23 protein-coding genes are annotated in these 25,580 nt (G+C 75.4%); 3 read left to right on the forward strand and 20 right to left on the reverse strand.

The genetic code is table 11. From position 1 onward, the window contains the following. Nucleotides 1-10 precede the first annotated feature (10 nt). From ACLFMI_RS07215 to ACLFMI_RS07255, 9 genes are all read right to left on the reverse strand, one after another. On the reverse strand, nt 11-763 hold the full coding sequence (locus ACLFMI_RS07215; RefSeq protein WP_410946950.1) for a SurA N-terminal domain-containing protein: 753 nt from the start codon (nt 761-763) through the stop codon (nt 11-13). Between the two features lie 75 nt (nt 764-838). Then, entirely contained in the window at nt 839-1,813 is a 975-nt protein-coding gene (hemB, locus tag ACLFMI_RS07220) for a porphobilinogen synthase (protein ID WP_410946951.1), read from the reverse strand. A 73-nt stretch (nt 1,814-1,886) separates the two neighbouring features. After that, the gene (locus ACLFMI_RS07225) at nt 1,887-3,428 is read right to left on the reverse strand and encodes a bifunctional uroporphyrinogen-III C-methyltransferase/uroporphyrinogen-III synthase (protein ID WP_410946952.1); all 1,542 of its coding nucleotides are present in this window, start codon (nt 3,426-3,428) and stop codon (nt 1,887-1,889) included. Continuing rightward, nucleotides 3,428-4,420, reverse strand: a complete 993-nt coding sequence (gene hemC, locus ACLFMI_RS07230) for a hydroxymethylbilane synthase (RefSeq protein WP_410946953.1) — start codon at nt 4,418-4,420, stop codon at nt 3,428-3,430. Before hemC ends, ACLFMI_RS07225 begins: the two co-directional genes overlap by 1 nt. Beyond that, complete coding sequence (locus ACLFMI_RS07235) at nt 4,417-5,892, reverse strand: glutamyl-tRNA reductase (RefSeq protein WP_410946954.1); 1,476 nt, start codon at nt 5,890-5,892, stop codon at nt 4,417-4,419. Before ACLFMI_RS07235 ends, hemC begins: the two co-directional genes overlap by 4 nt. After that, a complete protein-coding gene (locus ACLFMI_RS07240; RefSeq protein WP_410946955.1) occupies nt 5,889-6,737 on the reverse strand; it encodes a redox-sensing transcriptional repressor Rex in 849 nt (282 codons plus the stop codon). Before ACLFMI_RS07240 ends, ACLFMI_RS07235 begins: the two co-directional genes overlap by 4 nt. 517 nt (nt 6,738-7,254) lie before the next feature. Then, a complete protein-coding gene (locus tag ACLFMI_RS07245) occupies nt 7,255-9,000 on the reverse strand; it encodes a molybdopterin-dependent oxidoreductase (protein WP_410946956.1) in 1,746 nt (581 codons plus the stop codon). Further along, the gene (locus ACLFMI_RS07250) at nt 8,997-9,239 is read right to left on the reverse strand and encodes a glutaredoxin family protein (protein WP_410946957.1); all 243 of its coding nucleotides are present in this window, start codon (nt 9,237-9,239) and stop codon (nt 8,997-8,999) included. Before ACLFMI_RS07250 ends, ACLFMI_RS07245 begins: the two co-directional genes overlap by 4 nt. Beyond that, the gene (locus ACLFMI_RS07255; protein WP_410946958.1) at nt 9,236-10,822 is read right to left on the reverse strand and encodes an AMP-binding protein; all 1,587 of its coding nucleotides are present in this window, start codon (nt 10,820-10,822) and stop codon (nt 9,236-9,238) included. The genes ACLFMI_RS07250 and ACLFMI_RS07255 overlap by 4 nt, the downstream gene beginning before the upstream one ends. Nucleotides 10,823-11,558: 736 nt before the next feature. Between ACLFMI_RS07255 and ACLFMI_RS07260 the strand changes: the two genes are divergently transcribed. The 3 genes from ACLFMI_RS07260 (at nt 11,559) to ACLFMI_RS07270 (ending at nt 14,944) form a co-directional block, all read left to right on the forward strand. Further along, nucleotides 11,559-12,188, forward strand: a complete 630-nt coding sequence (locus tag ACLFMI_RS07260; protein ID WP_410946959.1) for a sigma-70 family RNA polymerase sigma factor — start codon at nt 11,559-11,561, stop codon at nt 12,186-12,188. Between the two features lie 124 nt (nt 12,189-12,312). Continuing rightward, nucleotides 12,313-13,830 (forward strand): DUF5667 domain-containing protein, encoded by a 1,518-nt coding sequence (locus tag ACLFMI_RS07265; protein WP_410946960.1) that lies wholly within the window; start codon nt 12,313-12,315, stop codon nt 13,828-13,830. Nucleotides 13,831-14,059: 229 nt separating this feature from the next. Beyond that, a complete protein-coding gene (locus ACLFMI_RS07270; protein WP_410947103.1) occupies nt 14,060-14,944 on the forward strand; it encodes an HAD family hydrolase in 885 nt (294 codons plus the stop codon). Nucleotides 14,945-14,972: 28 nt separating this feature from the next. Here the strand turns inward: ACLFMI_RS07270 and ACLFMI_RS07275 are convergent, their stop codons facing one another. The 11 genes from ACLFMI_RS07275 to ACLFMI_RS07325 all read right to left on the reverse strand — a co-directional run bounded on the left by ACLFMI_RS07275 (nt 14,973) and on the right by ACLFMI_RS07325 (nt 25,356). After that, nucleotides 14,973-15,941 carry a lysophospholipid acyltransferase family protein gene (locus ACLFMI_RS07275; RefSeq protein WP_410946961.1) on the reverse strand — a complete coding sequence of 323 codons (969 nt, stop codon included), beginning with the start codon at nt 15,939-15,941 and terminating at the stop codon, nt 14,973-14,975. An 86-nt stretch (nt 15,942-16,027) separates the two neighbouring features. Further along, on the reverse strand, nt 16,028-17,074 hold the full coding sequence (locus ACLFMI_RS07280) for an NAD-dependent epimerase/dehydratase family protein (RefSeq protein WP_410946962.1): 1,047 nt from the start codon (nt 17,072-17,074) through the stop codon (nt 16,028-16,030). A 161-nt stretch (nt 17,075-17,235) separates the two neighbouring features. After that, the gene (locus ACLFMI_RS07285; protein ID WP_010241351.1) at nt 17,236-17,337 is read right to left on the reverse strand and encodes a 30S ribosomal protein bS22; all 102 of its coding nucleotides are present in this window, start codon (nt 17,335-17,337) and stop codon (nt 17,236-17,238) included. 172 nt (nt 17,338-17,509) lie between these two features. After that, nucleotides 17,510-17,722 carry a helix-turn-helix domain-containing protein gene (locus ACLFMI_RS07290; protein ID WP_410946963.1) on the reverse strand — a complete coding sequence of 71 codons (213 nt, stop codon included), beginning with the start codon at nt 17,720-17,722 and terminating at the stop codon, nt 17,510-17,512. Between the two features lie 194 nt (nt 17,723-17,916). After that, nucleotides 17,917-18,717, reverse strand: coding sequence for a pyrroline-5-carboxylate reductase (proC, locus tag ACLFMI_RS07295; RefSeq protein ID WP_410946964.1), 801 nt, complete (start codon nt 18,715-18,717; stop codon nt 17,917-17,919). A gap of 84 nt (nt 18,718-18,801) precedes the next feature. Further along, nucleotides 18,802-19,644: a thioesterase family protein gene (locus ACLFMI_RS07300; protein ID WP_410946965.1), complete on the reverse strand. Its 843-nt coding sequence runs from the start codon at nt 19,642-19,644 to the stop codon at nt 18,802-18,804. A gap of 71 nt (nt 19,645-19,715) precedes the next feature. Further along, a complete protein-coding gene (locus ACLFMI_RS07305; RefSeq protein WP_410946966.1) occupies nt 19,716-20,606 on the reverse strand; it encodes a sugar phosphate isomerase/epimerase family protein in 891 nt (296 codons plus the stop codon). A 32-nt stretch (nt 20,607-20,638) separates the two neighbouring features. Further along, nucleotides 20,639-22,288 (reverse strand): hypothetical protein, encoded by a 1,650-nt coding sequence (locus ACLFMI_RS07310; RefSeq protein WP_410946967.1) that lies wholly within the window; start codon nt 22,286-22,288, stop codon nt 20,639-20,641. After that, nucleotides 22,285-23,295 (reverse strand): Ppx/GppA family phosphatase, encoded by a 1,011-nt coding sequence (locus ACLFMI_RS07315; RefSeq protein WP_410946968.1) that lies wholly within the window; start codon nt 23,293-23,295, stop codon nt 22,285-22,287. Before ACLFMI_RS07315 ends, ACLFMI_RS07310 begins: the two co-directional genes overlap by 4 nt. 68 nt (nt 23,296-23,363) lie before the next feature. Continuing rightward, nucleotides 23,364-24,053, reverse strand: a complete 690-nt coding sequence (locus ACLFMI_RS07320) for a response regulator (protein ID WP_410946969.1) — start codon at nt 24,051-24,053, stop codon at nt 23,364-23,366. 1 nt (nt 24,054) lies between these two features. Further along, nucleotides 24,055-25,356, reverse strand: coding sequence for a sensor histidine kinase (locus ACLFMI_RS07325; protein WP_410946970.1), 1,302 nt, complete (start codon nt 25,354-25,356; stop codon nt 24,055-24,057). Nucleotides 25,357-25,580 lie beyond the last annotated feature (224 nt).

The raw sequence follows: 25,580 nt of genomic DNA on the forward strand, positions 1-25,580 counted from the left end.
CTCGCAGCCCTCACGCGGTGCGTCCCGGGACCCCGCCGCGCACCGCGCGGGACGCGTACCAGGTCCTCGCCGGGGGCGAGAACAGCAGCCAGAGCCCGGCCGCGGCCAGCGCCAGCACGGCCACCGCGAACAGCGGCAGCGTCGGTGCCATCATCAGCAGCAGCGGCAGCCCGTAGACGGCGGTCAGCACGACCAGCGCGATCCGGGCGCCGGGCCGGCCGAGGAAGGCCACCACCGCCAGCGCGGCGTAGACCGCGGCGAGCACCAGGAACATGCCGCCCATCACCCGGATCGCCTGGGTCAGCTGATCGAGGGTCAGCCCGGCCTGGGCCATCATCGCGTCGACCTCGGCACGCGGGATGCCGGCCTGGTTCAGCAGCTCGTCGTCCACCGTCGCGAACATCGCGGTGACGCCCATCAGGACGAACGGCAGTGTCGCGACGATCAGCAGGATCAGCGCCGTGGTCACCTGGCCCGGACGGGGCACCCGGGCGCCGCCACCCTGCCCGAGCCCGGCCGGCGGCGCCTGTCCGTACTGCGCCTGCCCGTACTGCTGCTGTCCGTACGGCTGCTGCCCGTACCGGGGCTGCCCGGACGGGGTCTGCCCCTGCTGCGGCGACGCGTCCTGGCCCGAGGGCGGGGGCGGCGCCGGGACGGCGCCCGGCGTCCAGCCCTGCGGGTAGGGGTTCTGCGGGTACTGCGGGTAGTGCCCCGACGACGGGCCGGGCCGGTAGTACCGGGTGCCCTCGGGCTCGTTGCTCACGACGTCCACGGTAGCCGGGCAGGTGTCCGGTTTGCCACGTTCGGCGGTACCGCCCGCGCGCCGGAACCGTTCCGGTCAGTCGAGCCAGGCTGCGGCCTCGACCGCCCAGTAGGTGAGGACCGTGTCGGCGCCCGCCCGGCGGATCGAGGTGAGCGTCTCCAGGATCGTGCGCTCCCGCTCCAGCCAGCCCTTCTCGACGGCGGCCTCGACCATCGCGTACTCCCCGGAGATCTGGTACGCGGCGACCGGCACGTCGGCGACGTCGGCGACCCGGGACAGCACGTCCAGATAGGCCAGCGCCGGCTTGACCATCACCATGTCGGCGCCCTCGTCCAGATCCAGCGCCAGCTCACGCAGCGCCTCGCGGGCGTTGCCGCCGTCCTGCTGGTAGGTCTTGCGGTCGCCCTTGAGCTGCGAGTTCACCGCCTCGCGGAACGGCCCGTAGAACGCCGAGGCGTACTTCGCGGTGTAGGCGAGGATCCCGCTGTCGGTGAAGCCGGCGTCGTCCAGCGCCGACCGGATGACACCGACCTGGCCGTCCATCATCCCGCTCGGGGCGACCAGGTGCGCCCCGGCGCGGGCCTGCTCGACCCCCATCCGGGCGTAGATCTCGAGGGTCGCGTCGTTGTCGACGACGCCGTCGGGGTCGAGCACGCCGCAGTGGCCGTGGTCGGTGAACTCGTCCAGGCACAGGTCGGACATGACGACCAGGTCGTCACCGACCTCGGCCCGCACGTCCCGCAGCGCCGCGTTGAGGATCCCGTCCGGGTCGACGGCGCCGGAGCCGGTCGCGTCGTGCACCTCGGGGACACCGAACAGCATCACCCCGCCGATCCCGGCCGACGCCGCCTCGGCGACCGCCTTGCGCAGGGTGTCCCGGGTGTGCTGGACGACCCCGGGCATCGAGGAGATGGGCACCGGTTCGGCCGCCCCCTCGCGCACGAACATCGGCAGCACCAGCTGCCGCGGACGGACCTCGGTCTCGGAGACCAGCCGCCGCATCGCGGGGGTGGTCCGCAACCGACGGGGGCGCTGCGCCGGGAATCCCATGCGCCCAGGTTAGGCGCTGCGCGCTCGTCAGTGTTTGTCGCGGCCCGCACCGCCACAACCACTCACGGGCGCGTCAGCGCCTCCGCGCCTTGACCTTCTTGGGCGGGGGCAGGTTGCCCTCGGCCCGCAGCTTCGCGGTGTGCGTGGCCAGTGCGTCGACCAGGGTCGGGACCCTCGCCTCCTCGGGCTGCACGTCCACCCGCAGGCCGAACTCGCGGGCGGTCTCCGCGGTGGCCGGGCCGATGCAGGCGACCAGGGTTCGGGCGTGTGGCTTTCCGGCGATGCCGACCAGGTTCCGCACCGTCGACGACGAGGTGAAGCACACCGCGTCGAACCCGCCGGTCTTGATCGCCTCGCGGATCGGTGCGGGCGGCGGGGCCGCGCGCACGGTCCGGTAGGCGGTCACGTCGTCGACCTCCCAGCCACGCTCCTGCAGCCCGGCGGACAGCGTCTCGGTGGCGATGTCGGCGCGTGGGAGCAGCACCCGGTCGACCGGGTCGAGCACGTCGTCGTGCGGGGGGAAGATCTCCAGCAGGCCCTCCGAGGTGGAGGACTGGGCCTCGTCGACGTCCGGCACCAGCTCCGGCTCGACGCCGAACTCGCGCACCTTGTCCGCGGTCGACCGGCCCACGCAGGCGATCTTCACACCGGAGAATGCTCGGGCGTCCAGGCCGAACTCGCCGAACTTCTCCCACACCGCCTTCACGGCGTTCGTGGAGGTGAACACGACCCACTGGTAGCGGCCGTCCACCAGGCCCTTGACCGAGCGCTCCATCTGGGCGGGCGACCGGGGCGGCTCGACGGCGATCGTCGGCACCTCCTCCGGGATGGCCCCATGCATGCGCAGCCGCTCGCTCATCACGCCGGCCTGGTCCTTGGTCCGCGGGACCAGCACCCGCCAGCCGTAGAGCGCGCGGGACTCCCACCAGGACAGCTCGCCGCGCCGGCCGGCGGCGTCGCCCACGGTCAGGACGAGCGCGCCGTCCAGCTCGCCGCCGTCGGAGGCCAGCTTGGCCACCGACGACGAGATCGTCCGCTGGGTGGAGGTGGTGCCGCCGGAGGTGATCGCGACCGCGGTCTCGCCGGGCACGCCCTGTGCGGACAGCCCCGCGGTCACGTCGCCGAGCAGCGCGCCGCTGGCGTGCAGCACGACCGGGCCCGGGCTCGCGGCCAGTGCGGCCCAGTCGACGCCCGCCCGGACGTCGGCCTCGACGTGCGCCGACCCGAGCGCTACACCGGCGTAGGCCGGGACCGCTGTGGAGGCCGGCACGCCCGGGACGACGTCGAACGCCACGCCCGAGGCGGAGACGGCCATCGCCTCGGCGACGACCGCGTCGTTGGTCAGCGGGTCGCCGGCGACCAGCCGGGCGACCGAGCGGCCCTGCCCGGCCTCGCCGAGCAGGTCACCGGCGATGTCGGCGGGCTGGCCGACGGCCGGGCGTACCTCGGCGCCGTCGGCGGCCAGGGCGAGGATGCCCTCGGGCACGTCCGGGTCGGTGATCACCAGCGGCGAGCCGGCGAGCACGTCCCGGGCGCGCACGGTCAGCAGCGCCGGGTCCCCCGGTCCGCTGCCGACGAAGGCGATCCGCCCCGAGGTGTTGGCAGGTCCTGTCATTACGAACTCCCGATCCAGCGGTTCACGGAGCGCTCGACGTCTGCGGGGGGCAGGTCGTCGGCGCCCAGGTCGAGCAGCTCGTGCGCGAGTGCGGCTCCGAGCTTCTCGGCGGCGTCCATCTCTCCGGTGGCGGAGGCGCGCAGCACCGCGCCCTCCTCGATGTCCCCGGTACCCAGCACGGCGCGCATCGACAGCCGGTCGACCGCGCGGCCGTCGTCGTCCAGGTCGGAGACGACATCGGCCAGCGCACCGACCGGAGCGGTGCAACCGGCCTCCAGGGTGGCCAGCACGGCGCGCTCGGCGGTGACGGCCGCGCGCACCCCCGGATCGTCGAGCACGGCCCGCAGTGTCGCGACCAGCTCGGCGTCCCGCTCGCGACACTCGATCGCGAGTGCACCCTGGGCGGGGGCGGGCAGCATCTGCAGCGGATCGATCAGCTCGTCCGCGTCGTCGATGCGGCCCAGCCGGCGCAGCCCGGCCGCGGCGACGACCACCGCGTCCAGCTCGCCGGAACGGACCTTCCCGATCCGGGTGTCCACGTTGCCGCGGATCGGCAGCACCTCGAGCCCCTGGCCGAGGGCGTGCAGCTGGCAGGCCCGCCGCGGCGAGCCGGTACCCACCCGCGCCCCGCGGCCGACCTCGCCCAGCACCTTCCCGCCGGTGACCAGCGCGTCCCGCGGGTCCTCCCGGGTCGGCACCGCGGCGATCCGCAGTCCGGGCGCGGCCGCGGTGGGCAGGTCCTTGAACGAGTGCACCGCGACGTCGATGTCCCCGGCGTTCAGCGCGTCCCGCAGCGCCGAGACGAACACCCCGACACCGAGCTGGGTCACCGGCGCCATCGAGCGGTCACCGCTGGTGGAGACGGTGACCAGCTCGGCGGGCTGCCCGCCGGCGACCAGCCGGTCCACGATCGTCGAGGTCTGGGCCATGGCCAGCTTCGAGGGCCGCGTCCCGATCCGGAGCGGCTGTGGCGGGGTCGTCGGCGCGCTCATGAGGTCTGCTCCGGGGGACGGGACCCGATCGTCGGGGTGCTCTCCAGCGGCGCGTTCGGGTTGGCGTAGCGCAGCGCCGCGGTGACGTCGTCGCCGTCGACGGTGGCGTCGGCGCCGCGGACCGGGGCCGCGACCGCCGCGGCGGCCTGCGGGTCCAGCTCGAACAGGGTCCGCAGCGCGGCCGCGTACCCCTCCCCGTCCGGGCCCCCGGCGAGGCGTTTGACCTGCACCGTCGGTGTGTGCAGCAGCTTGTCGACGACCCGGCGCACGGTGCGCGACAGCTCCTCACGGGTCTTGTCGTCCAGCTCCGGCAGCCGCGAGTCCAGCCGCAGCAGCTCGGCGTCGACGACCTCGGAGGCTCGGCGGCGCAGCGCCGTCACGGTCGGCGTCACCTCGGCCGAGCGCTGCCCGGCCAGGTACTGCTGGGCTTCCTCGTCGACCATCTTCTGCGCGACGGCGACGGCACCGCCGTCGGCCGCGTCGAGCAGCCGGCGCTGCAGCGTCACCAGGTCGACCATCCGGACGCCGGGCAGCTCGGCCACGGCCGGGTCGACGTCGCGCGGCAGGCCGAGGTCGCAGACCACCAGCGGGCGCTCCCGACCGGCGCCGGCCAGCGCCTCGCCGACCGGGCCGGTGCCGACGACGTGCCCGATCGACCCGGTGCAGGCCACCAGCAGGTCGGTCGCGCGCACCTCGTCGGCCATCGCGTCCAGCGGGGCCGTGCGCGCCGGGGTGCCCTGCTCGCGGACCTTCTCGGCGAGCCGCTCGGCCGGCCCGGCGGAGCGGTTCAGCACCACGATCTCCGACGCCCCGGCCCGGCGCAGGTGGGCCGCGGCCAGCGCGCCCATCGCCCCGGCCCCGACGATCACCGCGCGGGCGCCGTCCAGACCGGTGCCCGCGGTGCCGTCCCGGCCGCCCGCGATCGTGCCGCCGGTCCCGCCGAGCTCGCGGTCGGCGTCGCGCAGCGCCTCGGACACCACCGAGGCGCCCGCCTCGTCGATGCCGGTGCCGGCGTGTACCCGCTTGCCGACCCGCAGCGCCTGCTGGACCAGCTCGTGCAGCACCTTGCCGACCGAGCCCGCCTCGTCGGCGGTGGCGTAGGCCGAGCGGAGCTGGCCGAGGATCTGCGACTCGCCGACGACCATCGAGTCCAGTCCGGCGGCGAGCTGGAACAGGTGCTGCACCGCCGAGCCGGCGTAGTGCACGAAGAGATGCTCGGAGAGCTCGCCGAGCGGGAACCCGGCGTGCGCACCGAGCACGTCGGTGACGTCGCCCAGGCCACCGTGGAACGCGTCCACGACCGCGCAGACCTCGATCCGGTTGCACGTGGAGAGGAGGACGGCCTCCTCGACGTGCGTGCGGTCGAGCATCTCCTCGAGCAGCTTGGGGACGCCACCCGGCGCGACGGCGAGGCGCTCCAGCACCTCGACCGGCGCGCTCCGGTGCGACAGGCCGACCACGAGGACGCTCATCGCCGGGACACCACCGATCCGTTCGATTCCCTGTGGGCGTCGCCGGACGCACCGGCAGCACCCGGCCCGACGGGGGTACCCGCCGGGTCCGCCGCGACCTCGGCCCCGCGGCCGGTCGCCGACTCGCCGGCGGTGTGCCGGCGGGCCACGTGGAACGCGAGGACCTGCAGCTCGACCGACAGGTCGACCTTGCGGACCTCGACGTCGCCGGGCACCTGCAACAGGACCGGCGCGAAGTTGAGGATGGACTGCACCCCGCCGCGGACGAGCAGGTCGCAGACGCTCTGGGCCACCGGGCCCGGGGTCGCGACCATGCCGATCGTCACGCCGTGCTCGGCGCAGGCCTCCGGGATCTCGTGGACGTGCCGCACGACGATCCCGTTGATCTCGATGCCGACCAGGTCCGGGTCGACGTCGAACAGCGCGCTGACCGGGAACCCGCGACCGGCGAACCCGGCGTAGCCGGCGAGCGCGTGGCCGAGGTTGCCCACCCCGACCAGCGCCACCGACTGCCGGTGGTCCAGCCCGAGCTCGGCGGACAGCCGGCCCTGCAGGGAGGTGACGTCGTAGCCGACGCCGCGCACGCCGTAGGAACCGAGGTGCGACAGATCCTTGCGCAGCTTCGCCGAGTTCACCCCCGAGGCGCCGGCCAGCTCCTCGCTGGACACGGTCTCCACACCCTGATCGCGCAGCTCGCCGAGCACCCGCAGGTAGACCGCGAGCCTGCTGACCGTGGCCTCGGGCACCGGGCGGGCGGGGCGCTCGCCGTCGGCGGCCGGGCCGGCGCCCGGCGCGACCAGCGACTCCCCCGCGTCCGCGGTGCCGGTCTCGGGCGGCAGGCTCACGGGCCTTCCTCCTCCGGCGTCGGTCTGCGGCGGGCTGTTGTCGGTCGTGCTCGGGGCCGGCACACGGGGTCTTGTCCGCGGGCGGTCCGTCATCGAAACTGGTCGTGCTCCGGTCGGCGGCGGGTCCCCGACGACCGGAACGCACCGGACGGCCGGGGACTTCTGGCTACGCGGCACGCGGCCACGTGACGCCGAGGGCCCGCCCGCGGTCCGGCCGGGACGGCCGATCGACACGTGCGTGGGCCGGCCCTGCGGCGTAAGCCCCCGGGCCCGGCGACGGAAACCCACGGTAGCCGCTTGTGAAGGCACGCACAAAGTTGCGATCTCGGCCTCCGACGTGTTCGGCGCGCGCGATGTGCAGCACCGACCGGTGATCGATCGGGATGCACCGCTCACCGTGCGAGGCACTGCCGTAGGACCCCAGGACACCACCGCGGCGCCGGGCCACGCGACCGCGCGTGATGCACCTCTCGGGCCCCGGGACGGCCGGCCGCGGGACCGTCCGGACGGCCCACGATCAGGTGACGGTGACGGTGCGGGTCGGCCGTCCGGTGGCGGCGCCGGGGAGCGGCGCGCGGCGCTCGGCGGTCTGCACGACGCCGTCGCCGTCGGTGGCCCGGCAGGTCAGCCGGTGACCGCCCGGGGGCAGGTCCAGCTCGGCGCGCCACATCCGCCAGGTCGCGCCGCCGGCCGGGACCGGGCCCAGCTCGGCGTCGGTCCAGGTGTCGCCGTCGACCACCCCGACCTCGACCCGGGAGATCCCGCGCGGTACCGCCCAGGCCGTCCCGGTGACGACCACCCGCCCTGCCGGGACGCTCGCGTAGGCGGCGGGCGAGTCGATCCGGGACGCGGTCTCCATCGGCCCCGGCGGCGCCCAGCCGCGCACCCGCCAGTAGTCCGCGGCCCCGGCGAACGTGGTCAGCTCGATGCCGGTGACCCACTTGGTGGCCGAGACGTAGCCGTAGAGGCCGGGCACCACGATCCGGACCGGGAAGCCGTGCTCGGGGGGCAGCGCGGCGCCGTCCATCGCCACCGCGAGCAGGGCACCCCGAGCCGGGTCCAGCACCAGGTCCGACGGGCTGCCGGCGGTCCAGCCGTCGGCCGAGGTGGAGAGCACCTGGTCGGCCGCCGGGTCCGGACCGGCCTCGCCGAGCACCCCGGCCAGCTCGACCCCGGTGAACCGGGTGGTCGAGACCAGGTCACCGCCGACCTCGTTGGAGACGCAGGCCATCGTCACCCAGCGCTCCACGAGCGGGCGGGCCAGCAGGTCGTCCAGGGTCAGTTCCAGCTCCCGGGCGACCCTCCCGTGCACCCGCAGCCGCCAGCTCCGCGGGTCGACCTCGGGGACCCGCAGCGCAGTGTCGATCCGGTAGAAGTCGGCGACCGGGGTCGTGAACGCGACGCCGCCCGGGAACGCGGCCCCGGCCGGCAGCGGCGGGGCCGGGGCGACCCGGCCCTGCTCGGCGAGCGCGGCGACCCGGCCGCTCAGCGCGGCCCGCCACTCCCCCGCCCGCCCGGACGGCAGCGCGGCGGCCAGCGGCGCGGCCACGAGCCCGGCACCCACCCCGCCCGCGCCGGCCAGCGCCGAGACCCGCAGGAACCGGCGCCGGGTCAGCGAGTCCCGCAGCGGGCGGCCGTCCGGCAGGACCGGCCGGCCGTCGGCGCCCCGCGTCGCGGCGGGGATCCGGCGGGCCAGCGCGTGCAGCCGACGGAAGGTTGTCACGGCGACGAGAAGCGCCAGTGCCGACGGGAGGACGTCCAGCCGGCCGGCGTCCGGCGCGAGGAGGGCGGCGCCCACACCGAGCGCGCCCAGCCCGGCGAGCACCCACGTCCCCGGTCGCTCGGAACGCGCCGACACCGCACCGGCGAGCGCCGCCGCGAGGGCGAGCACCACGACCACCCCGGCGACGACCGTTCCCCGGCTGCCCAGCCCGATCCCGACCGTGCTGATCTCGGCGACCGCGGGCGGGGTGAGCGCGACGACCCGGCCCGCCACCACGTTCAGCGGGCCGGTGTCCGGACCGGGCAGCAGCGCGCCGAGCTGCCCCGCGCCGACCCCCAGCGCCGCGGCCGCGAGCGCCGCCGGGACCGCCCGAGCCCGGCCGGGCCGGTCGGGTCGGTCGGTACCACCGCCGCCGGCCCCGCCACTCCTGCCGGGCGGCACGTCGGGTGTCCGCGCACCCGGTTCCGGCGCACGTGGTGTGCCGTTGATCGAGGAACCGGAGGCGCCGGCCGGTCCGGGCTCGTCCGGGGGCCGGTTCACGGGGCGGTCAGGTCCGCCCGCAGCCGCGTCTCGTCGACCCGGAACGACGCGTGCTCCCGCCCGTCCAGCAGGACGACCGGGACCTGGTCACCGTACTCGGCACGCAGCTCGGCGTCGGTGTCCACGTCCAGGGTGTCCCAGCCGGTGCCGGTCTCCGCGCAGACCCGCGCGACGGCGGCCTCGGCGTCGGCACACAGGTGACAGCCGGCCCGGGTCAGCACCCGCACCCGGGCGCTCACAGCCGGGCCAGCATGCGTCGGGCGATCTTGCCGGTGGGGGTGCGCGGCAGCTCCTCGGCGAACGCGACGACCGCAGGCCGCTTGAACCGGGCCAGCCGGGCGGCGCAGTGCCCGCGGACCGCCTCCTCGGTCAGCCCGGCACCGGGCAGGCCGACCACGACCGCCTTCACCGCGGCACCGGTCCGGTCGTCCGGCACCCCCACGACGGCCACCTCGGCCACCCCGTCCAGCTCGGCGATCACCTGCTCGACCTCGCGCGGGAAGACGTTGAACCCGTTCACGATCACCAGGTCCGACGACCGGTCGACCAGGTGCAGGTCGCCCTCGGCGTCGAGGTAGCCGACGTCGGCGGTGCGGAACCAGCCGTCGGGGTCCGGGCCGTCGCGGCCGTCCGGCCAGTACCCGGAGAACAGGTTCGGCCCGCGCAGCGCGATCAGGCCGGTGTCCTCCGTGGGGTCCGAACCGTCGTCGGCGTCGAGCTCCTCGGCGTCCGGGACAGGCTCGGTCGCGGACAGCGGGCGGCCCTCGCGGTCCACCAGCCGCAGCTCGACGCCGGGCAGCGGCCGCCCGACCGAGCCCGGCTTGGCCGGCCGGCCCAGGTCGTTGGTGGTGATCACCGGCCCGCCCTCGGTGAGCCCGTAGCCCTCGTGCAGATCCAGGCCGGTGGCCTCGCGGAAGTCGGTCAGCCAGTCCGCCGGCAGCGGCGCGCCGCCGGAGGTGCACAGCCGGACCCCGCCCAGGGCCGGGCGCAGCCGGTCGGCGCCGAGGTCGAGCAGCATCCGGAACATCGACGGCACGCCGGCGATCACGCTCACCCGCTCGTCGACGACCGAGGCCAGCATCCGCTCGGGGTCGAACCGGCCGGGCAGCACGACGGTCGCACCGGCCCGGCAGACCTGCAGCAGCCCGGCGGCGAGCCCGTAGATGTGGAACAGCGGCAGCGCCAGCAGCACCCGGTCGACGCCGTTCACCGGCGCCGGGCGCAGCGCGGCGGCCTGCTCCCGGTTGGCCAGCAGCGCCCGGTGCGACAGCTGCACCCCGCGCGGGCGGCCGGTGGTGCCGGAGGTGAACACGATCAGCGCGAGCGCCTCCGGGTCCGCGTCGGTGCGCGGTGGCGCCGGCTCCGCCCCGGACGGCGCCGCGGCCGGGTCCGGCGGGGTCAGCACGCAGGCTCCACACGCGGCCGCCGCGGCGGCCGCGAACCGGTCGTCCGGGTCGGCGACGACCGCCGCCGGCGCGGCCTGGCCGAGCACCGCCTCCAGCTCTCGGGGGACCGAGTCCGGGGCGAGCGGCACGACCGCCGCGTCCGCCCGCAACGCACCGAGCAGCGCGACGCAGAGCGCGGCACCGTCCGGCAACGCGATCGCGACCCGGTCGCCGGGCCGCACCCCGGCCGCGCGCAGCCGTCCGGCCTCGGCGGTGACGGCGGCGTCGAACTCCGCCCAGCTCAGCGTCGACGGGGACGGGCCGGACACGTCCCGGATCGCATCGTGCCCGGGGCGCTCCACGGCGGCGCGGGAGACCAGGTCGGCCAGGTGACCGACCGGGGGTGCGCCGGGATGGTCGGGGCGGGAACTCGACACGGGAGGTCTCCTCCGGACACGAGACGGGGTCGGCCCAGTCTGGCAAACGGCTACCGAACGGCGGCACCGCTCGTCGTTGCACACGGACCGTACGCACATGAACACGCTGAGCAACATGTGCGCTGGCCGCTCGCAGCAAGCCGCTTGCCGGACAAGTGCGCGGTGAAAGGCGGCGAGTGCGATCCGCCACTGGATCAACGTTTATGCTCCGCCGCTACATGAGGTTCAACGCGCGAGCCGCCGGTTCGTCGCGAGACTCACCCGATGGGAGTGGCATGGAGCTCGTCGACCGAGCACGGCGCGCCGTGCCACGGGACGGACCCCGGTCACCGGCCACCCGAGGACCATGACCCCGCCGATGCGACCGCAGCGGCTGACCCGCCCGCCCGTCGGTTCCGGGTCACCCGGTAGACAGCACCCCGGCACCGAACTTCGCAGTACCGAGAACCGCAGTACCGAACACCGCAGCACCGAGTCCGCCCGTCCCGAGTACTCCGTCCGTCCCGACCGGGCCCCCGACCCCGGACGAGACCGACCCGACGCCGTCCGACCCCAGCCGGACGGGGAGGTGTCCGTGACTTCAGCGACCTCAGCGCCGTCCGCACCGACGGGGCCGATCGCCGCCGCCCCACTGGGCGATCCATCGGCTCCGTCCTCGTACCCCGCACGCAGCGCGGCCCACACCTCCCCGGCGCGAACCACTCGTTCGGGCCAGCCCGGCCCGGGAGAGCAGGAGATGCCGATGCCGCGGCAGGCGCCGCAGATCTCGCAGGACATCCCGCGTCCCGACCCCGTCGAGGCCACCCCGCCGGAGCCGGCGGAGAACGGCTCGTGGGCGCTGGTCGAGCGGTGCCAGACCGGGGACGCGGCGGCGTTCGGCGAGCTGTACGAGCGCTACCACGACGTCGTCTACCGGTACGTGCTGTTCCGGATGGGCGACCGGGCGTTCGCCGAGGACGTCACCCAGGAGACCTTCGTCCGGGCCCTGCGCCGGATCTCCTCGGTCACCTACCAGGGCCGCGACATCGGCGCCTGGTTCGTGACGATCGCCCGAAACCTGATCTTCGACCACGTCAAGTCCAGCCGGTACCGGCTGGAGCAGGCGACCTCGGAGATCATCGAGCTGTCCCCCGCCACCGGTGGGCCGGAGCAGCAGGTGCTCGACATGGCGACGAACTCCGAGCTGCTGGTCGCGATCGAGAAGCTCAACGCCGACCAGCGCGAGTGCGTCCAGTTCCGGTTCCTGCGCGGGCTCTCGGTCGCCGAGACCGCCGAGCTGATGGACCGCAACGAGGGCGCGGTGAAGGCGCTCCAGCACCGCGCGGTGCGCCGGCTGGCCCAGCTCCTCCCGGACGGCCTGCGATGAGCGCAGCACTCGATGCGGTGAACGGTCGAAACCCCGTAACCTCGCGCCCGCTGCGTCGTTGTACGGACGAATGCGGCACGAACGCGCCGACGAGCAGCGCGAGACTGCAGTGAGGACGGACGGCATGCCCAGGGCATGGGACGACGGGCGGCACGGCGGCGGGCCGGGCGGGAACTCCACCGACGGGTGGGACGCCGAGCCCGCCGACGGCCCCGCGGCGGAGGAGCTGGCGCACGAGATCGCGCTGGCTGCCGCGCTGGACCGCAGCCGACGCGACCTCTCTCCGGACCCGCACGCCTCGGCGCGGATGCGCAACCGGCTCTTCGAGGTGCTGGCCCAGGAGGGCGTCGGCGGTGCCGCCGAGCCCGGCGCGCCGGAAGAGACCACGCAGCAGGAGCCCGGCCCCCGGCTCGGCGACCGTCCGGCGATGGCGCCCGGTGATCTGACCGCGCCGATCGGCCCGCCGATCGCCGAGGACCTCGACCACACCGCCACCAGCAACCGGCGCTCGGCCGGCGAGCACGCCCCGGAGTCCGACGACCCGGGTGCGTCCTCCGGCCGGTCCCGCGGGCGGCGCGCCCGGCACGTGCTGCCGGCCGACCACCCGGACCACCCCGGCCAGACCGTCGGTGCCGCAGGCCGTGCCGAGGACCGGGGCGCCGATGGTGCGGCCGGCCGCAGCGGCCGCGACGGTGACGGCGACGGCCGTCCGGGCCCGCGCATGCTCGACCGCAGGCGCCCGAGCGTGCGCAAGCGGTTCGGGATCGTCGTCGGTGGGTTCGCCGCGCTCGCGGTGGTCACCGGCGTGACGTCGACGGTGAGCCAGAACGCGCTCCCGGGGGACGCGATGTACGGCGTGAAGCGCGCCAGCGAGGGCGTCGGCGGTGTCTTCACGATGGGCGGGCAGGCCGAGGCGGCCCGCCAGCTCGATCTCGCCCGCTCCCGGGTGGACGAGGTGGAGAACCTGATGGCGCGCTCGAGCTCGCCGCCGCCGGACGCGATCACCGGGTCGCTGGACGACTTCGACCGGGCCACCAGCACCGGGTCCCGGCTGATGCTCAGCGAGTCCGACACCGAGGGTGCCGACCCGTCCCGGCTGGCCGAGCTGCGGACCTGGGCCGAGGCCCAGTCCGACCGGCTCTCCGCGATCCAGGACGGCCTGCCCGCCGCGAGCCGGCCGGAGGCCGCCGAGGCGGTCCGGTTGCTGGACCGGGTGCTCGCCCGGGCCGAGGCGCTCCGCGCGACCAGCGGCTGTGCCACCGACGACGGCGGCTCGGTCGACGACCTCGGGCCGCTGCCCGGCGAGTGCCGTACCGCCACGTCCGGGCCGGAGGCTGTGAAGCAGTCCGGCACGCCGGCCCCCGAGGAGCCGCCCGCCCCGTCCGGGTCGGAGAGCTCCTCGTCGTCGAGCCCGGAGTCGAGCAGCAGCACCGGTCCGGAGACCTCCACCTCGGAGCGCGAGAGCAGCACCGGGACCGACTCGTCCGAGCCGGAGTCCGGCCTGCCGCTGCTCGGGGACCGCTCGACCAGTAGCTCGCCGAGCAGCACCGGGTCGTCGTCGACGCCCGAGCCGGAGGAGCGGGCGCCGCTGGTCACGATCCCGCCGTTGCTGCCGGGACTGGGTCCGGTCTCGATCGGCTGAGGCGTCGGTGTCCACGGGCCCGGTCCGGAGCGCCACGTTCCGGACCGGGCCCGTGGCCGTCTCCCGCCAGTAGGGTGGACCGCGTCCGCTCGACAGATTCCGCCGTTCGCCGGCGGCGTGGCACACCAGGAAGGCCGTCGTGGTGAGTGATCCCGGGTCCCCCGCCGACGAGGCCCGCGTATCCGGGGGCGGTCCGGGCGTCGACACCGGGCTCTCCGAGGAGCCGGAGGTGCGCCACCGGGCGACCGCGAGCGACTCCGCGCAGCGGGCCGGGCAGGCCTCGGCCGCCGCCGCGGTGGCGGCGGAGGCCGACGACGCCCCGCCCCCGGACGCGGGCGCCCCGCCGCCGGACCTCACCGCCGCCGCGTTCTTCGACGTCGACAACACGATGATGGTCGGCGCCTCGATCTTCCACTTCGCCCGCGGGCTCGCCGCGCGGAAGTTCTTCACCGCCTCGGACATGGCCGGGTTCGCCTGGCAGCAGGTGAAGTTCCGGATCGGTGGCCGGGAGGACAAGGGCGGCATCGCCGGTCACCGGGACACCGCGCTGTCGTTCGTCGCCGGGCGGCCGGTGGACGAGGTCGTCTCGCTCGGCGAGGAGATCTACGACGAGCTGATGGCCGACCGGATCTGGGCGGGCACCCGCGCGCTGGCCCAGATGCACCTGGACGCCGGCCAGCGGGTCTGGCTGGTCACCGCCACCCCGGTCGAGCTGGCCCGGATCATCGCCCGGCGGCTCGGGCTGACCGGGGCACTGGGGACGGTCGCGGAGAGCGTGGACGGGCTCTACACCGGCCGGCTGGTCGGGGAGATCTTGCACGGCCCGGCGAAGGCGCACGCGGTCCGCGCGCTGGCCGCGTCCGAGGGGCTGGACCTGCGCCGCTGCACCGCCTACTCGGACTCGGTGAACGACGTGCCGATGCTCTCCGCGGTCGGCACCGCGATCGCGGTGAACCCGGACTCGGAGCTGCGCGACGTGGCCAAGGCCCGCAGCTGGCAGATCCGCGACTTCCGGACCGGGCGCAAGGCGGCCCGGATCGGGGTGCCGTCGGTGCTCGGCGCGGGCGCGGTGGCCGGTGCGGTGGCCGCCGGGATGGCCTACCGGAAGCGCTGAGCGCCTCGCCCTGGCCCATGGCGCCCGCTCAGCCCAGGAACACGTTCCGCCGCTGGGACAGCAGCCGGTACAGCGTGTGCTGGATGGTCTCCCGGACCTGGTCGGTCAGGTTGAACACCAGCATCGGGTCCTCGGCGTCGGCCGCGGTGTGCTCGTCGGTCCGGATCGGCTCGCCGAACTCGATGTACCACTTGGACGGCAGCGGGACCAGCCCGGCGGGGCCCAGCATCGGGAAGGTCGGCGTGATCGGGAAGTACGGGGCGCCGAACAGCCGGGCCAGCGGGGCGATGTCGCCGAGCTTCGGGTAGATCTCCTCGGCCCCGACGATCGAGCACGGGATGATCGGCACCCCGGTGCGCAGCGCGGCCGAGACGAAGCCGCCGCGGCCGAAGCGCTGCAGCTTGTACCGGTCCCGGAACGGCTTGCCGATGCCCTTGAAGCCCTCCGGGTACACCCCGACGAGCTCGCCCGAGCTCATCAGTCGCTCCGCGTCCGGGCTGCAGGCCAGCGTCGCGCCGGACTTGCGGGCCAGCGATCCGGAGACCGGCATCCGGAACATCAGGTCCGCGCCGAGCAGCCGCAGGTGCCGGTGTGCCGGGTGGTCGTCGTGCACCGCGACGGTGGTCATCGCGGCATCCAGCGGCAGCGTGCCGGAGTGGTTGGCCACCAGCAGCGCGCCGCCGGTGTCCGGGACGTTGTGCATCCCGATCGTCTCCACCCGGAACCAGCGCCGGTAGAGCGGTCGCAGCGCCGGCAGCAGCGCCGCCCCGGCCAGTTCGGGGTCGAAGCCGAAGTCGTCGACCTGGTAGTCGCCGGTGAGCCGGCGGCGGAGGAACTCCAGCGCCTGCTCCAGCGCGGCCTCCCAGCCGGGACGCTCGTCGTCGGACGGCGCGCCGGGCGCCACCGCGGACGGGCCCGGTAGCAGCGGCTGCTCCTCCGGCCCGGGCCGGGCCGGGCCCCGGTTGCCCCGGATCGGGATCACCCGCGCCTCCGCCATGCCGCCGCCCCTCGTGTCGTCGCGCCGCCCCCGGCGCGGTCCGTCCTCGTGCGTCCTGGTCGGGTGGCCGCCCACCGGCCGGTCGGTCACCGCAGTGTCCGGGCCAGCCCGAGCAGGCCCCGCTCGACGGCCTCGATCCGTTCGGCCCCGAGCACCGGCCGCAGCGCCTTGCCGTGGACGAAGTCGTCGAAGGCCTGGGTGGTCGTCCACCGCGGCTCGAACCCGAACACGTCGACGAGCCGGCTCAGGTCCACCACCCGGCCGAAGTTCAGGAACCGCATCTGGTCGGGCGAGAAGTCGACCATCCGGGCACCGCGCAGCACCCGGCTGACCGGGCCCACCGCCGAGCTGGGCACCGGCACCGCGACCTTCCCGGCGCGCCGGATCGCCTGGGACAGCATCAGCACGCCGTGCGCCGCGACGTTGAAGACCCCGGGCAGCTCCTCGGTGGCGGCCCGTTCGAGGACGGCGAGTGCGTCCTCCTCGTGCAGCAGCTGCATCCGGGCGTCGTAGCCGAGCACGGTCGGCACCACCGGCAGCGCGAAGTAGCGGGTCAGCACGGTGTCGATCCGCGGCCCGATGAAGTTGGCGAAGCGCAGCACCGTGGTGCTGACGTCCGGCCGGCGGCGGTTGAACCCGCGCAGGTAGCCCTCGATCTCGGCGGCGTCCTTGGCGTACCCGCCGGACGGCAGGTCCTTCGGGCCGGTGGCCTCGTCGAACACGGCCGGGTCCCGGGAGCTGGCGCCGTACACCGCGGTGGTCGACTTGAGCACGACCCGGCGCACGCTGGGTGCCTTCTGGCACGCCGCGAGCAGCTGCATCGTGCCGATGACGTTCATCTCCTTCATCGTCGCCCGGCCACCGGACGTACCGGGGCTGGCCGAGAGCGATGCGTGCACGACGGTGTCCACCGACGCCGAGGAGATGACCTTCGCGATGAGCGGGTTCCGGATGTCGGCCCGGACGAACTCCGCGCGCCCCATCCGGCGCAGCAGGTCCCGGGGCGGCGGAACGGTGTCCACACCCAGCACCCGGTCGATGTCCGGGTTCGCCGCCAGCCGCGCCGCGAGATGCCCCCCGAGGTACCCGCTCACGCCGGTGACCAGCACGACGCTCGGGGTCGGCTGCGGCATGGGGCGACCTCACAAGAGGAGGGAGGTGTGGCGACGGCCGGAGGTGATCCTAGTCCCCGTCGGTCACGGAGTGCAGGTACACGGACACGTGATGTGCACGACGCGCGCGGGGACCGCGACCGGCCGCGCCCCCTGGGTGGGGACGCGCGGCCGGTCGGTGATCACTTGCCGAGCTTGCGACGCTGCACCCGGGTCTTGCGCAGCAGCTTGCGGTGCTTCTTCTTCGACATCCGCTTGCGGCGCTTCTTGATGACCGAGCCCATGGGTGCTCCTCCTGTGTCGACGCAGATCGTCCGGCGACCGCCCACCGGGTGGCCTCGAGGTGGCCGGCCACGCACGTGCCGGACCTCCGGCGACGCGGGCGCGCGACCGGTGGCGGTCGACAGCCGGTGGACCACTCTACCGGGGCCCCGGGGGGACGACCGGACCGGGCGGTCAGCCCGCGTCGAAGTAGGCGTTGCGCAGGTAGTCCTCGACCGCCCGCTGCGGCACCCGGAACGACCGGCCGACCCGCGCGGCGGGCAGCTCGCCCGAGTGCACGAGCCGGTACACGGTCATCTTGGAGACCCGCATCATCGACGCCACCTCGGCCACCGTCAGGAACTGGACCTGGGTCGACCGCAGGGGCTCGGGTCGCTCCGCCGCCATCGGGCACCGCCTTCCTCCCCGACGCCCCGGACGCCCCGGTGGTGGGGGATGTGCGGGTGCAGTCTACCGGGGCGGATGTGACGATCGGCGCTCGAGCGGGTGACCCGATCGAGCGACGGTGTCGCGCGTCAGGGTGACCGCTGGTCATCCGATGCGCTGAACGGGCTACGACCCTGGGCGATGATCGACTCCGGTCACCCCCGGCCGAGTTCCGTCGACCGGTCGTGGGCGGCGGCGACGGCGTCCGCGAACGCGGCCCGCAGGCCGTGCCGCTCCAGCTCACGCAGCGCCGCGGCGGTCGTCCCGGCAGGCGAGGTGACGTTCTCCCGCAGCACGGCCGGGTGCTCGCCGCTCTCGCGCAGCATCCGCGCGGCACCGAGTGCGGTCTGCACGGTCAGCTCGGTCGCGGCGGGCCGGGTGAGCCCGATCGCCACGCCGGCCTCGATCATCGCCTCGGCGACGAGGAAGAAGTACGCCGGACCGGACCCGGACACGGCCGTCGCGGCGTCCTGCTTGGCCTCGTCGAGGCGCAGCGTGGCGCCGACCGTGCCGAGCAGCTCCTCCGCCCGCGCCAGGTGCTCGCCGGTCGCGTGCGTGCCCGGCGACAGCGCGCACATCGCGGCGCCGAGCAGCATCGGGGTGTTCGGCATGACCCGCACGACCGGCGTCCCGGCCGGGAGCGCGCCCTCGAACAGCGACGTCGGCAGCCCGGCGCACAGCGACACCACGGTGGCGCCCGGTTCCAGGGCCGGGGCGACGGCACCGAGCAGCGCGACGACGTCCTGCGGCTTCACCGCGACGACCACGGTGCCGGCGCCACGGACCGCGTCGGCGACCGGCTCGGCCGGCACCCCCAGCGAGCCGGAGAGCTCCTCGGCACGGGCCGGGAGCTTCTCGGTGAACACCAGGCTCCCGGGCTCGTGCCCGGCGGCGATCAGCCCTCCCAGCAGCGCCTCGCCGATCCGTCCGCCGCCCAGTACCGCGATCCGAGTCATGCCCGGCAGCCTAGGAGCCCGGCCGGTGCGTCCGGCGCGCGGCGGCCGCGGGGTCAGCGCTGACATGCGTTCCGCACGCCACTCTCAGCCGGCGAGCGGCGCCAGCGCGAGCTGGCGGGCCTGGCAGACGGTGCGCCCGGTGGCGTCGACGACGGTGACGTCCTCGTCGAACTGGGTGCCGACGACGGCGCGCGAGCGCCCGTCGACCCGCAACCAGCCGGGTGCCGGGCGGCCGCGCAGCAACGCCGTGAGCTGCACCGTCGGGGCCCAGCCCGGCGTCCCGCCCAGGTTGAACACGGTCGGCGGCAGGATGTCCCCGGACAGCAGCGCGAACAGCACGTCCGGTTCCTCGCCGCGCGGGCGCACCCAGCCCGCCACCTGGGGCGGCCCGGTCTCGCCGCGCAGGAACGGCGGCGAGCCCGCCGGGTAGCGCAGCTCGCAGGCGGCGGCCAGGCCGCGGGCCCCGCCGTTCGCCGCGGCCGGGTCGACCGCGTCCGGGGTGGGCTCGGGAGCGAGCTCGGCCGGGGTCTCCCAGCGGGCGTCGCCGTCGGGCAGGACACCGGCGGTGACGGTGGCGTGCAGCATCAGCTTCCCGTCCTGGGTCAGCCGCACCGTCACCGAGGACACCGTCCGGCCGATCTTCAGGGGCTCGGCCACCAGCTCGACCGGGCGCAGGTCCGGGGCGCGCAGGAAGTCCACGGACACCGCCAGCGGGTCGAGCGTCGCGCCGTCCGCGGTCACGGCCCCGTCCGCGGCGAGCCGGGCCAGCCCGGCCTTCGCCATCAGCACCATCAGCAGCCCGCCGAAGGCCTTCGGACCGACCGCCCACACGTCGTCGAGGTGCGCGCGGAACCGGCCCTCGCCGAGGTCGTCGAGGACGTGCGCGTCGGCGAACGGGCGTCCGGTGTGCACGGCTGCGCTGCTCATGGGATCAGGCATATCACCCGGGACGGTGTGGCACGGACCGGAGTGTGCCCAGCATCTCGTGCCCGTCGGATCTAGCGGTGCGCGCCGGCCGGCTCCGGCGTGCGCCGGGCGGACCGCATCGTCGGGGCCAGGTGCAGCCGGGCGAACAGCAACGACTCGGCGAGCAACCCGGTGCGTTCCAGCCGGGTCCGGCAGCGCCGGGTGGAGACCTCCAGCACCACGGTGCCGCCGGCCGCCGCGAAGCTGCCGTCGGCCAGGGTCTGGCACACCTCGGCGCACGGCTGCAGGCCGCGGCCGGGGACCAGGTGCTCGTCGCGCGGGAGCCCGGAGCCGTCGGTCAGGTGCAGGTGGGTGAGCCGGTCGCCCATCCTCCGCGTCAGATCCAGCGCGTCGACGCCGGCCGCGGCGGTGTGCGAGAGGTCCAGCGTGTAGGCACCGAACCCGACCTCGGTGGGGTCGTCACCGAGCGCGTAGGGCACGGTGCGGATCGCGCCGCGCTGCAACGGGAACATGTTCTCCACCGGCAGCGTGACGCCGTGGAACTCGCTCGCCCGGTCGACCTCGTCGGCGAAGACCGCGGCGTAGCGGCGCTGCCAGCGGAACGGCGGGTGCACCACGACCGAGCGGGCGCCGAGCCGGGCGGCGACCTCCACGGTGCGGCGCAGCCGATGCACCGGGTCCGCGCCCCAGACCCGCTGGGTGACGGCCAGGCAGGGTGCGTGCACGGCCAGCACCGGGACCCCGTAGCGGTGCGCGAGCCGCTCGACGGCCCGCGGATCCTGGCTGACCGGGTCGGTCCAGATCATCAGCTCGACGCCGTCGTACCCCAGCTCGGCGGCGATCTCGAAACCGGCCGCGACGCCCTCCGGGTACACCGACGCGGTGGACAGCGCGACCGGGACGGCGGTCGGAGATACGGGTGCGGGCGCGGGGGCGTTCGCGGGCAGGCCGGGCGAGCTCACGTGACGTGGAGTCGTCCGGCCATCGCTCATCGTTACCGCTCCAGCAATACCAGGATCGCCGGGGACACCGTCAGCAGCAGCCCGACCAGGACCGCGAACAAGGTGGTCTTGAGGTCGTCGTTGCGCAGCAGCGCCCGCACACCGAGCACCAGCCCGACCGTGAGCACCACGGCCAGCGCCAGCGCGACGATCGGGAACGCGAACCACAGGTACCGGAAGCCGACCCAGATCGCCGCCCCGGCGACGGCGCCGCCGATCCACTGCGCGATCACCACCGCCCAGGCCTGCCCGGTGCCGGCAGCACCGGTCGGTGCGTCCTCCAGGCCGGCCGGCGGCGGGCCGTCCGGGTCCTTGTCGGCGGCGGCCCGGCGGCCGAGCCGGCGCCGCGGCGGCTCCTCCTCGACCGCGCCGTCCGGCTCCCCGTGGTCCTCGTACTCGTCCAGGTCGTCCGGGCGCGCCGGGGCGAGCAGTCCGGTACGGGCACCGGGTCCGCCGTCGTCGACACGGCCGCCGGGGTCGTCGTGACCGTCGTACGCGTCGTCATCGGTGAACGCGTCGTCGGTGAACGGGTCGTAGGCACCGGTCGGCGGGCCGGCGTCGGCCGGGGCCCGGCCGGTCGGCGCGTCGTACCCCTCGTCGTCCAGCGGGGGCGCGCCGAGCATCGTCGGCGGCCCGCCGTCCTCGGCCGCGGTCGGGGCGGGCCGCGCGCCGAACCGGCCGGTCGGGATCTCGTCCGGGCGCTCCGGCTCGTCGCCGTACGGCGGCGGTACGCCCGGTCGGGCCGGGGCGCCGCCGTAAGCCTGCCGGCCGTAGGTCGCCGCGTCCTCGCGGTCGGCACCGTTCGGGGCGTAGCCGGCGGCCCGCCCGTTCGGCGCCACACCGTTCGGAGCCACACCGTTCGCGGGCGCACCGTTCGGGGCCACACCGTTCGGGGGTGGCGGCCCGCCGTACGGGCCGGGCCGCTGCGCGCCGGAACCGCTCTGCGGAACGCCGTTCGGCGGAGCGGGCGGGCGGGCGTCGCGCGGGGCGTCGGGCCAGTCGTAGGGCGCGTGTCCGTACGGGGCGGCCCCGTTCCGGGCGTAGCCGTTATAGGCGTAGCCGTCGGGTGCGTGTCCGTCGGGTGCGTGTCCGTTCGGCGCGGGCCCGTTCGGGGCGTAGCCGTTCGGCGCGTACCCGTCCGGCGCGTAGCCGTGTGGGGCGTGCCCGTTCGGGGCCGGCCCGTCGGGCGCGTACCCGTCCGGCAGGTAGCCGTTGGCGTGTCCGTTCGGCGGGTAGCCGTCCGCGGCGTACCCGTTCCGCGGGCGGCCCTCCTGGACGTTCCCGTACGGCGCGTTGCCGTTCGGGAGGAAGGGGTCCTCCGCCGGCTCACCCCGGCGCGCCTGCGGGAACGACGGGTGCTCGGCGGGTGACCCGTCGGCCCCGCGCGGCGCGGGAGCGCCGGCCGGGCCGGGAGGGACGGGCGGCCTGGTCCGGGCGGCGCCGCCCGGGTGGCGCGGCCCGCCGGCGTCCGGTCCGGCGGCGGCCTCCGGTGCGGCGCGGCCGGGCCCGGGCGGCGAGGCGCCGGCCGAGCCGTCGTCCTCCTCCGCACGCCGGCGGCGCCGGCGCCCGGGCTGCCCACCGCCGTTGGCCGCGAGCAGTTCGGCGACCGTCCGCTGGCGGGGCTCTCCGCTGTCCACACTCATCGCAACCACCGTGCCCTGTCGGTTGTCAAGGGTCCAAGTCCGCCCCCGGAATCGTGCGCCGAGCGGTCGTCCCCGTTCGCTCCGTCGAGCATGTCGAGGCGCCGCAGGATGACCCCCTCGCGCAACGCCCACGGGCAGATGTCCAGCTCGACCACCCCGAGGGCGTCCATCGCGGCCTGCGCCACGACCGCACCCGCGACGAGCTGGTGGGCCCGGCTGGGGCTCACCCCGTCGAGCTCGGCGAGATCCGGCCCTGACATCCGGGTGATGAACGCCGACAGCTGGCGCAGCCCCTGGGTGCTGAGCGTGCGGTGCGCCCGCGGCCCGGCACCCGACGGCGCCGCCCCGGCCAGCCGGGCCAGCGTCCGGAAGGTCTTCGAGGTGCCGACCACGCGATCCGGGCGGCCCGCGCCGCACAACCGCTCGGCGACCGGGGCGAGGTCGGCCCGGACCTTCTCGGTGAGGGTCTCCACCTCGGCCCGCGGCGGCGGGTCGGCGCTGAACCGGTCGCGGGTCAGCCGGCCGGCGCCCAGCGGGATCGATGCCGCCTCCTCTGGCGTCTCGTCCCGCCCGACGGCCAGCTCCAGCGAGCCGCCCCCGATGTCGAGGACCAGCAGCCGCCCGGCGGACCAGCCGCACCAGCGGCGGACCGCGAGGAAGGTCCAGCGGGCCTCGTCCTCGCCGGGCAGCACCTCGAGGGTCACCCCGGTCTCGCGCCGCACCCTCGCCAGCACCTCGGCCGAGTTGGTGGCGTCCCGCAGGGCCGACGTCGCGAACGCCATCAGGTCGTCGCAGCCGGCCTCGCGGGCGGCGTCCCGGGCCGAGTGCACGCTCCCCAGGAGCGCCTTGACGCCCTCCTTGCCCAGCGCGCCCTTGCGGTCCAGGTGCTCGGCCAGCCGCAGCTGGTCCTTGGCCGAGGACATCGGCTCCGGGTGCGCACCACGGTGCGCGTCCACCACGAGCAGGTGGACGGTGTTGGAGCCCACATCCAGGACGGCGAGACGCACCGGGCCAGGTTACCGAGCCGTTATCGACGTTCGGGCAACCACCACGTGACGAGCCGTGGGCCCGGGGCTCAGACGTCGAACTTGTAGCCCAGCCCGCGCACCGTGACCAGGTGCGCCGGCGTCGACGGGTCGTGCTCCACCTTGGACCGCAGCCGCTTGACGTGGACGTCGAGGGTCTTGGTGTCCCCCACGTAGTCCGCACCCCACACGCGGTCGATCAGCTGGGCCCGCGTGAGCACCCGGCCGACGTTGCGCAGCAGGTACTCGAGCAGGTCGAACTCCTTGAGCGGGAGCGCGACGTCGGTACCGTTCACCGACACCACGTGCCGCTCGACGTCCATCCGGACCGGACCGGCCTCCAGGATCCCGGCACCGCCCTCGGTCTCCGGGACGCCCTCGCCGCCGCGGCGCAGCACCGCACGCACCCGGGCGATCAGCTCGCGGGCCGAGTAGGGCTTGGTGATGTAGTCGTCGGCACCGAGCTCCAGCCCGACCACCTTGTCGATCTCGCTGTCCCGCGCGGTCACCATGATCACCGGGACCGCGGAGCGGGTGCGCAGCGCCTTGCACACGTCGGTACCGCTCATCCCGGGCAGCATCAGGTCGAGCAGCACGATGTCGGCGCCGTTCCGGTCGAACTCGGACAACGCGTCGTTCCCGGTCGCCGCGACGGCCGTGGTGAAACCTTCCTTGCGCAGCATGAACGCGAGCGGGTCGGCGAAGGACTCCTCGTCCTCGACGATCAGCACCCTGGTCATCTCATCCTCCGGTTCTGGCGGCGGTCTCGGGGCGGCCACCGCTCGTAGCGGCGGGGTCGGTGGAGCCGGTCGCACCGGCGTGCCCTGTGGCGGTTCCGGAGGCCGGGCCCATCCGGGCGGGCAGCCGAACGGTGAACGTCGAGCCGGTACCGGGCCGGCTCCACAGCCGCACCTCCCCGCCGTGGTTGGCGCAGACGTGCTTGACGATGGCCAGGCCCAGACCCGTCCCGCCGGTGGCCCGGGACCGGGCGGGGTCGACCCGGAAGAAGCGCTCGAACACCCGCTTCTGGTGCTCCGGCGCGATGCCGATGCCCCGGTCGGTGACGGCGATCTCGACCGACCCCTCGGTCTCGCGCCGGCTCACCGACACCGACGAGTCGGCGGGCGAGTAGGCGATCGCGTTCTCGACCAGGTTGGTCAGCGCGGTCGCCAGCAGCGTCCGGTCCCCGTCCACCACCAGCCCGGACGGCGGGTCGGCGGTGATCTCCACGCCGTTCGCCTCGGCGGAGTTGCGGCTGCGGGCCAGCGCCTCGTCGACGACGTCGTCGACCTCTACCGCGGCCATCTCGGGCAGCCGCTCGGCGCCGGTCAGCCGGGAGAGCGCGATCAGCTCGGAGACCAGGTTGCCCATCCGGCTGGCCTCGCGCAGCAGCTTCTCGCCGAACCGGCGCACCTCGGCGGCGTCCTCCTCGTAGCCCTCGGCGGGCTCCAGGCCGTCGAGAGTGTCGAGCAGCGCCTCGGCCAGCAGCGCGACCGCGCCGACCGGCGTCTTGAGCTCGTGCGAGACGTTCGCGACGAAGTCCCGGCGGGTGGCCTCCAGCCGCGCGACCTCGGAGGTGTCGACGGCCTCGACCAGGGTGAAGCCGTCGCCGAGCGAGCGGATCCGGGCCTGCACCTCGGCCGGCCGGCCGGGATGGCGCTCCAGCGGCGAGATGTCGACCTCGAGGCGGCCGTCGGCACCGGGCGGGGCGGGCCGGGAGACCTGCTGGCAGGCCGACCAGGCACGCGGGTCCAGCCGGCCGTCGACGACGGCGCCGAGCGCGGCGGCACGCGGGTTGTGCAGCAGCACCTCGCCGCCGGCGCCGACCACGGCCAGCCCGGCGGAGGACTGCCGGAACGTCCGGTGCAGCAGGTCGCCCAGGGTGGGGGTGTCCGGGTCCGGCCGGTCACCGCGGACGCGGGATCCGCGCGGGGTCCGCGCGGGACGGGTGCCGGGCCGGGACCGGGGTCGCGCGAACGCGGCCCCGGCCAGCAGGCCCAGGCCCAGTGCGACGGCCGTGATCAGCCACGCGAGCGTGGTCACGGCGGCATAGTAGGCAAGGCCGGGGGTCCCGACGCCACCTCCGGACCCCGGAAGGTGACGCCCGCGACCCCTTCTCGCGACACTGTTCGGCCCTCGTTCACCGTGGGTTCACGGTGGAGGGCGGGTCGGCGAGCCTCGCTCAGCATCGACGGTTCGCTCGGCAAGCCTCGCTCAGCATCGACGGTTCGCTCGGCAAGCCTCGCTCAGCATCGACGGTTCGCTCG

Origin of the sequence: Pseudonocardia nantongensis (genome assembly GCF_046546495.1) — a bacterium.
Classification (GTDB): Bacteria; Actinomycetota; Actinomycetes; order Mycobacteriales; family Pseudonocardiaceae; genus Pseudonocardia; species Pseudonocardia nantongensis.

Coding starts and splice junctions, on each gene's coding strand:
- hemB (WP_410946951.1), bottom strand. CDS start 1,813: ATGGGATTCCCGGCGCAGCGCCCCCGTCGGTTGCGGACCACCCCCGCG.
- ACLFMI_RS07225 (WP_410946952.1), bottom strand. CDS start 3,428: ATGACAGGACCTGCCAACACCTCGGGGCGGATCGCCTTCGTCGGCAGC.
- hemC (WP_410946953.1), bottom strand. CDS start 4,420: ATGAGCGCGCCGACGACCCCGCCACAGCCGCTCCGGATCGGGACGCGG.
- ACLFMI_RS07235 (WP_410946954.1), bottom strand. CDS start 5,892: ATGAGCGTCCTCGTGGTCGGCCTGTCGCACCGGAGCGCGCCGGTCGAG.
- ACLFMI_RS07260 (WP_410946959.1), top strand. CDS start 11,559: ATGCCGATGCCGCGGCAGGCGCCGCAGATCTCGCAGGACATCCCGCGT.
- ACLFMI_RS07265 (WP_410946960.1), top strand. CDS start 12,313: ATGCCCAGGGCATGGGACGACGGGCGGCACGGCGGCGGGCCGGGCGGG.
- ACLFMI_RS07275 (WP_410946961.1), bottom strand. CDS start 15,941: ATGGCGGAGGCGCGGGTGATCCCGATCCGGGGCAACCGGGGCCCGGCC.
- ACLFMI_RS07280 (WP_410946962.1), bottom strand. CDS start 17,074: ATGCCGCAGCCGACCCCGAGCGTCGTGCTGGTCACCGGCGTGAGCGGG.
- ACLFMI_RS07285 (WP_010241351.1), bottom strand. CDS start 17,337: ATGGGCTCGGTCATCAAGAAGCGCCGCAAGCGGATGTCGAAGAAGAAG.
- ACLFMI_RS07290 (WP_410946963.1), bottom strand. CDS start 17,722: ATGGCGGCGGAGCGACCCGAGCCCCTGCGGTCGACCCAGGTCCAGTTC.
- proC (WP_410946964.1), bottom strand. CDS start 18,717: ATGACTCGGATCGCGGTACTGGGCGGCGGACGGATCGGCGAGGCGCTG.
- ACLFMI_RS07300 (WP_410946965.1), bottom strand. CDS start 19,644: ATGAGCAGCGCAGCCGTGCACACCGGACGCCCGTTCGCCGACGCGCAC.
- ACLFMI_RS07310 (WP_410946967.1), bottom strand. CDS start 22,288: ATGAGTGTGGACAGCGGAGAGCCCCGCCAGCGGACGGTCGCCGAACTG.
- ACLFMI_RS07320 (WP_410946969.1), bottom strand. CDS start 24,053: ATGACCAGGGTGCTGATCGTCGAGGACGAGGAGTCCTTCGCCGACCCG.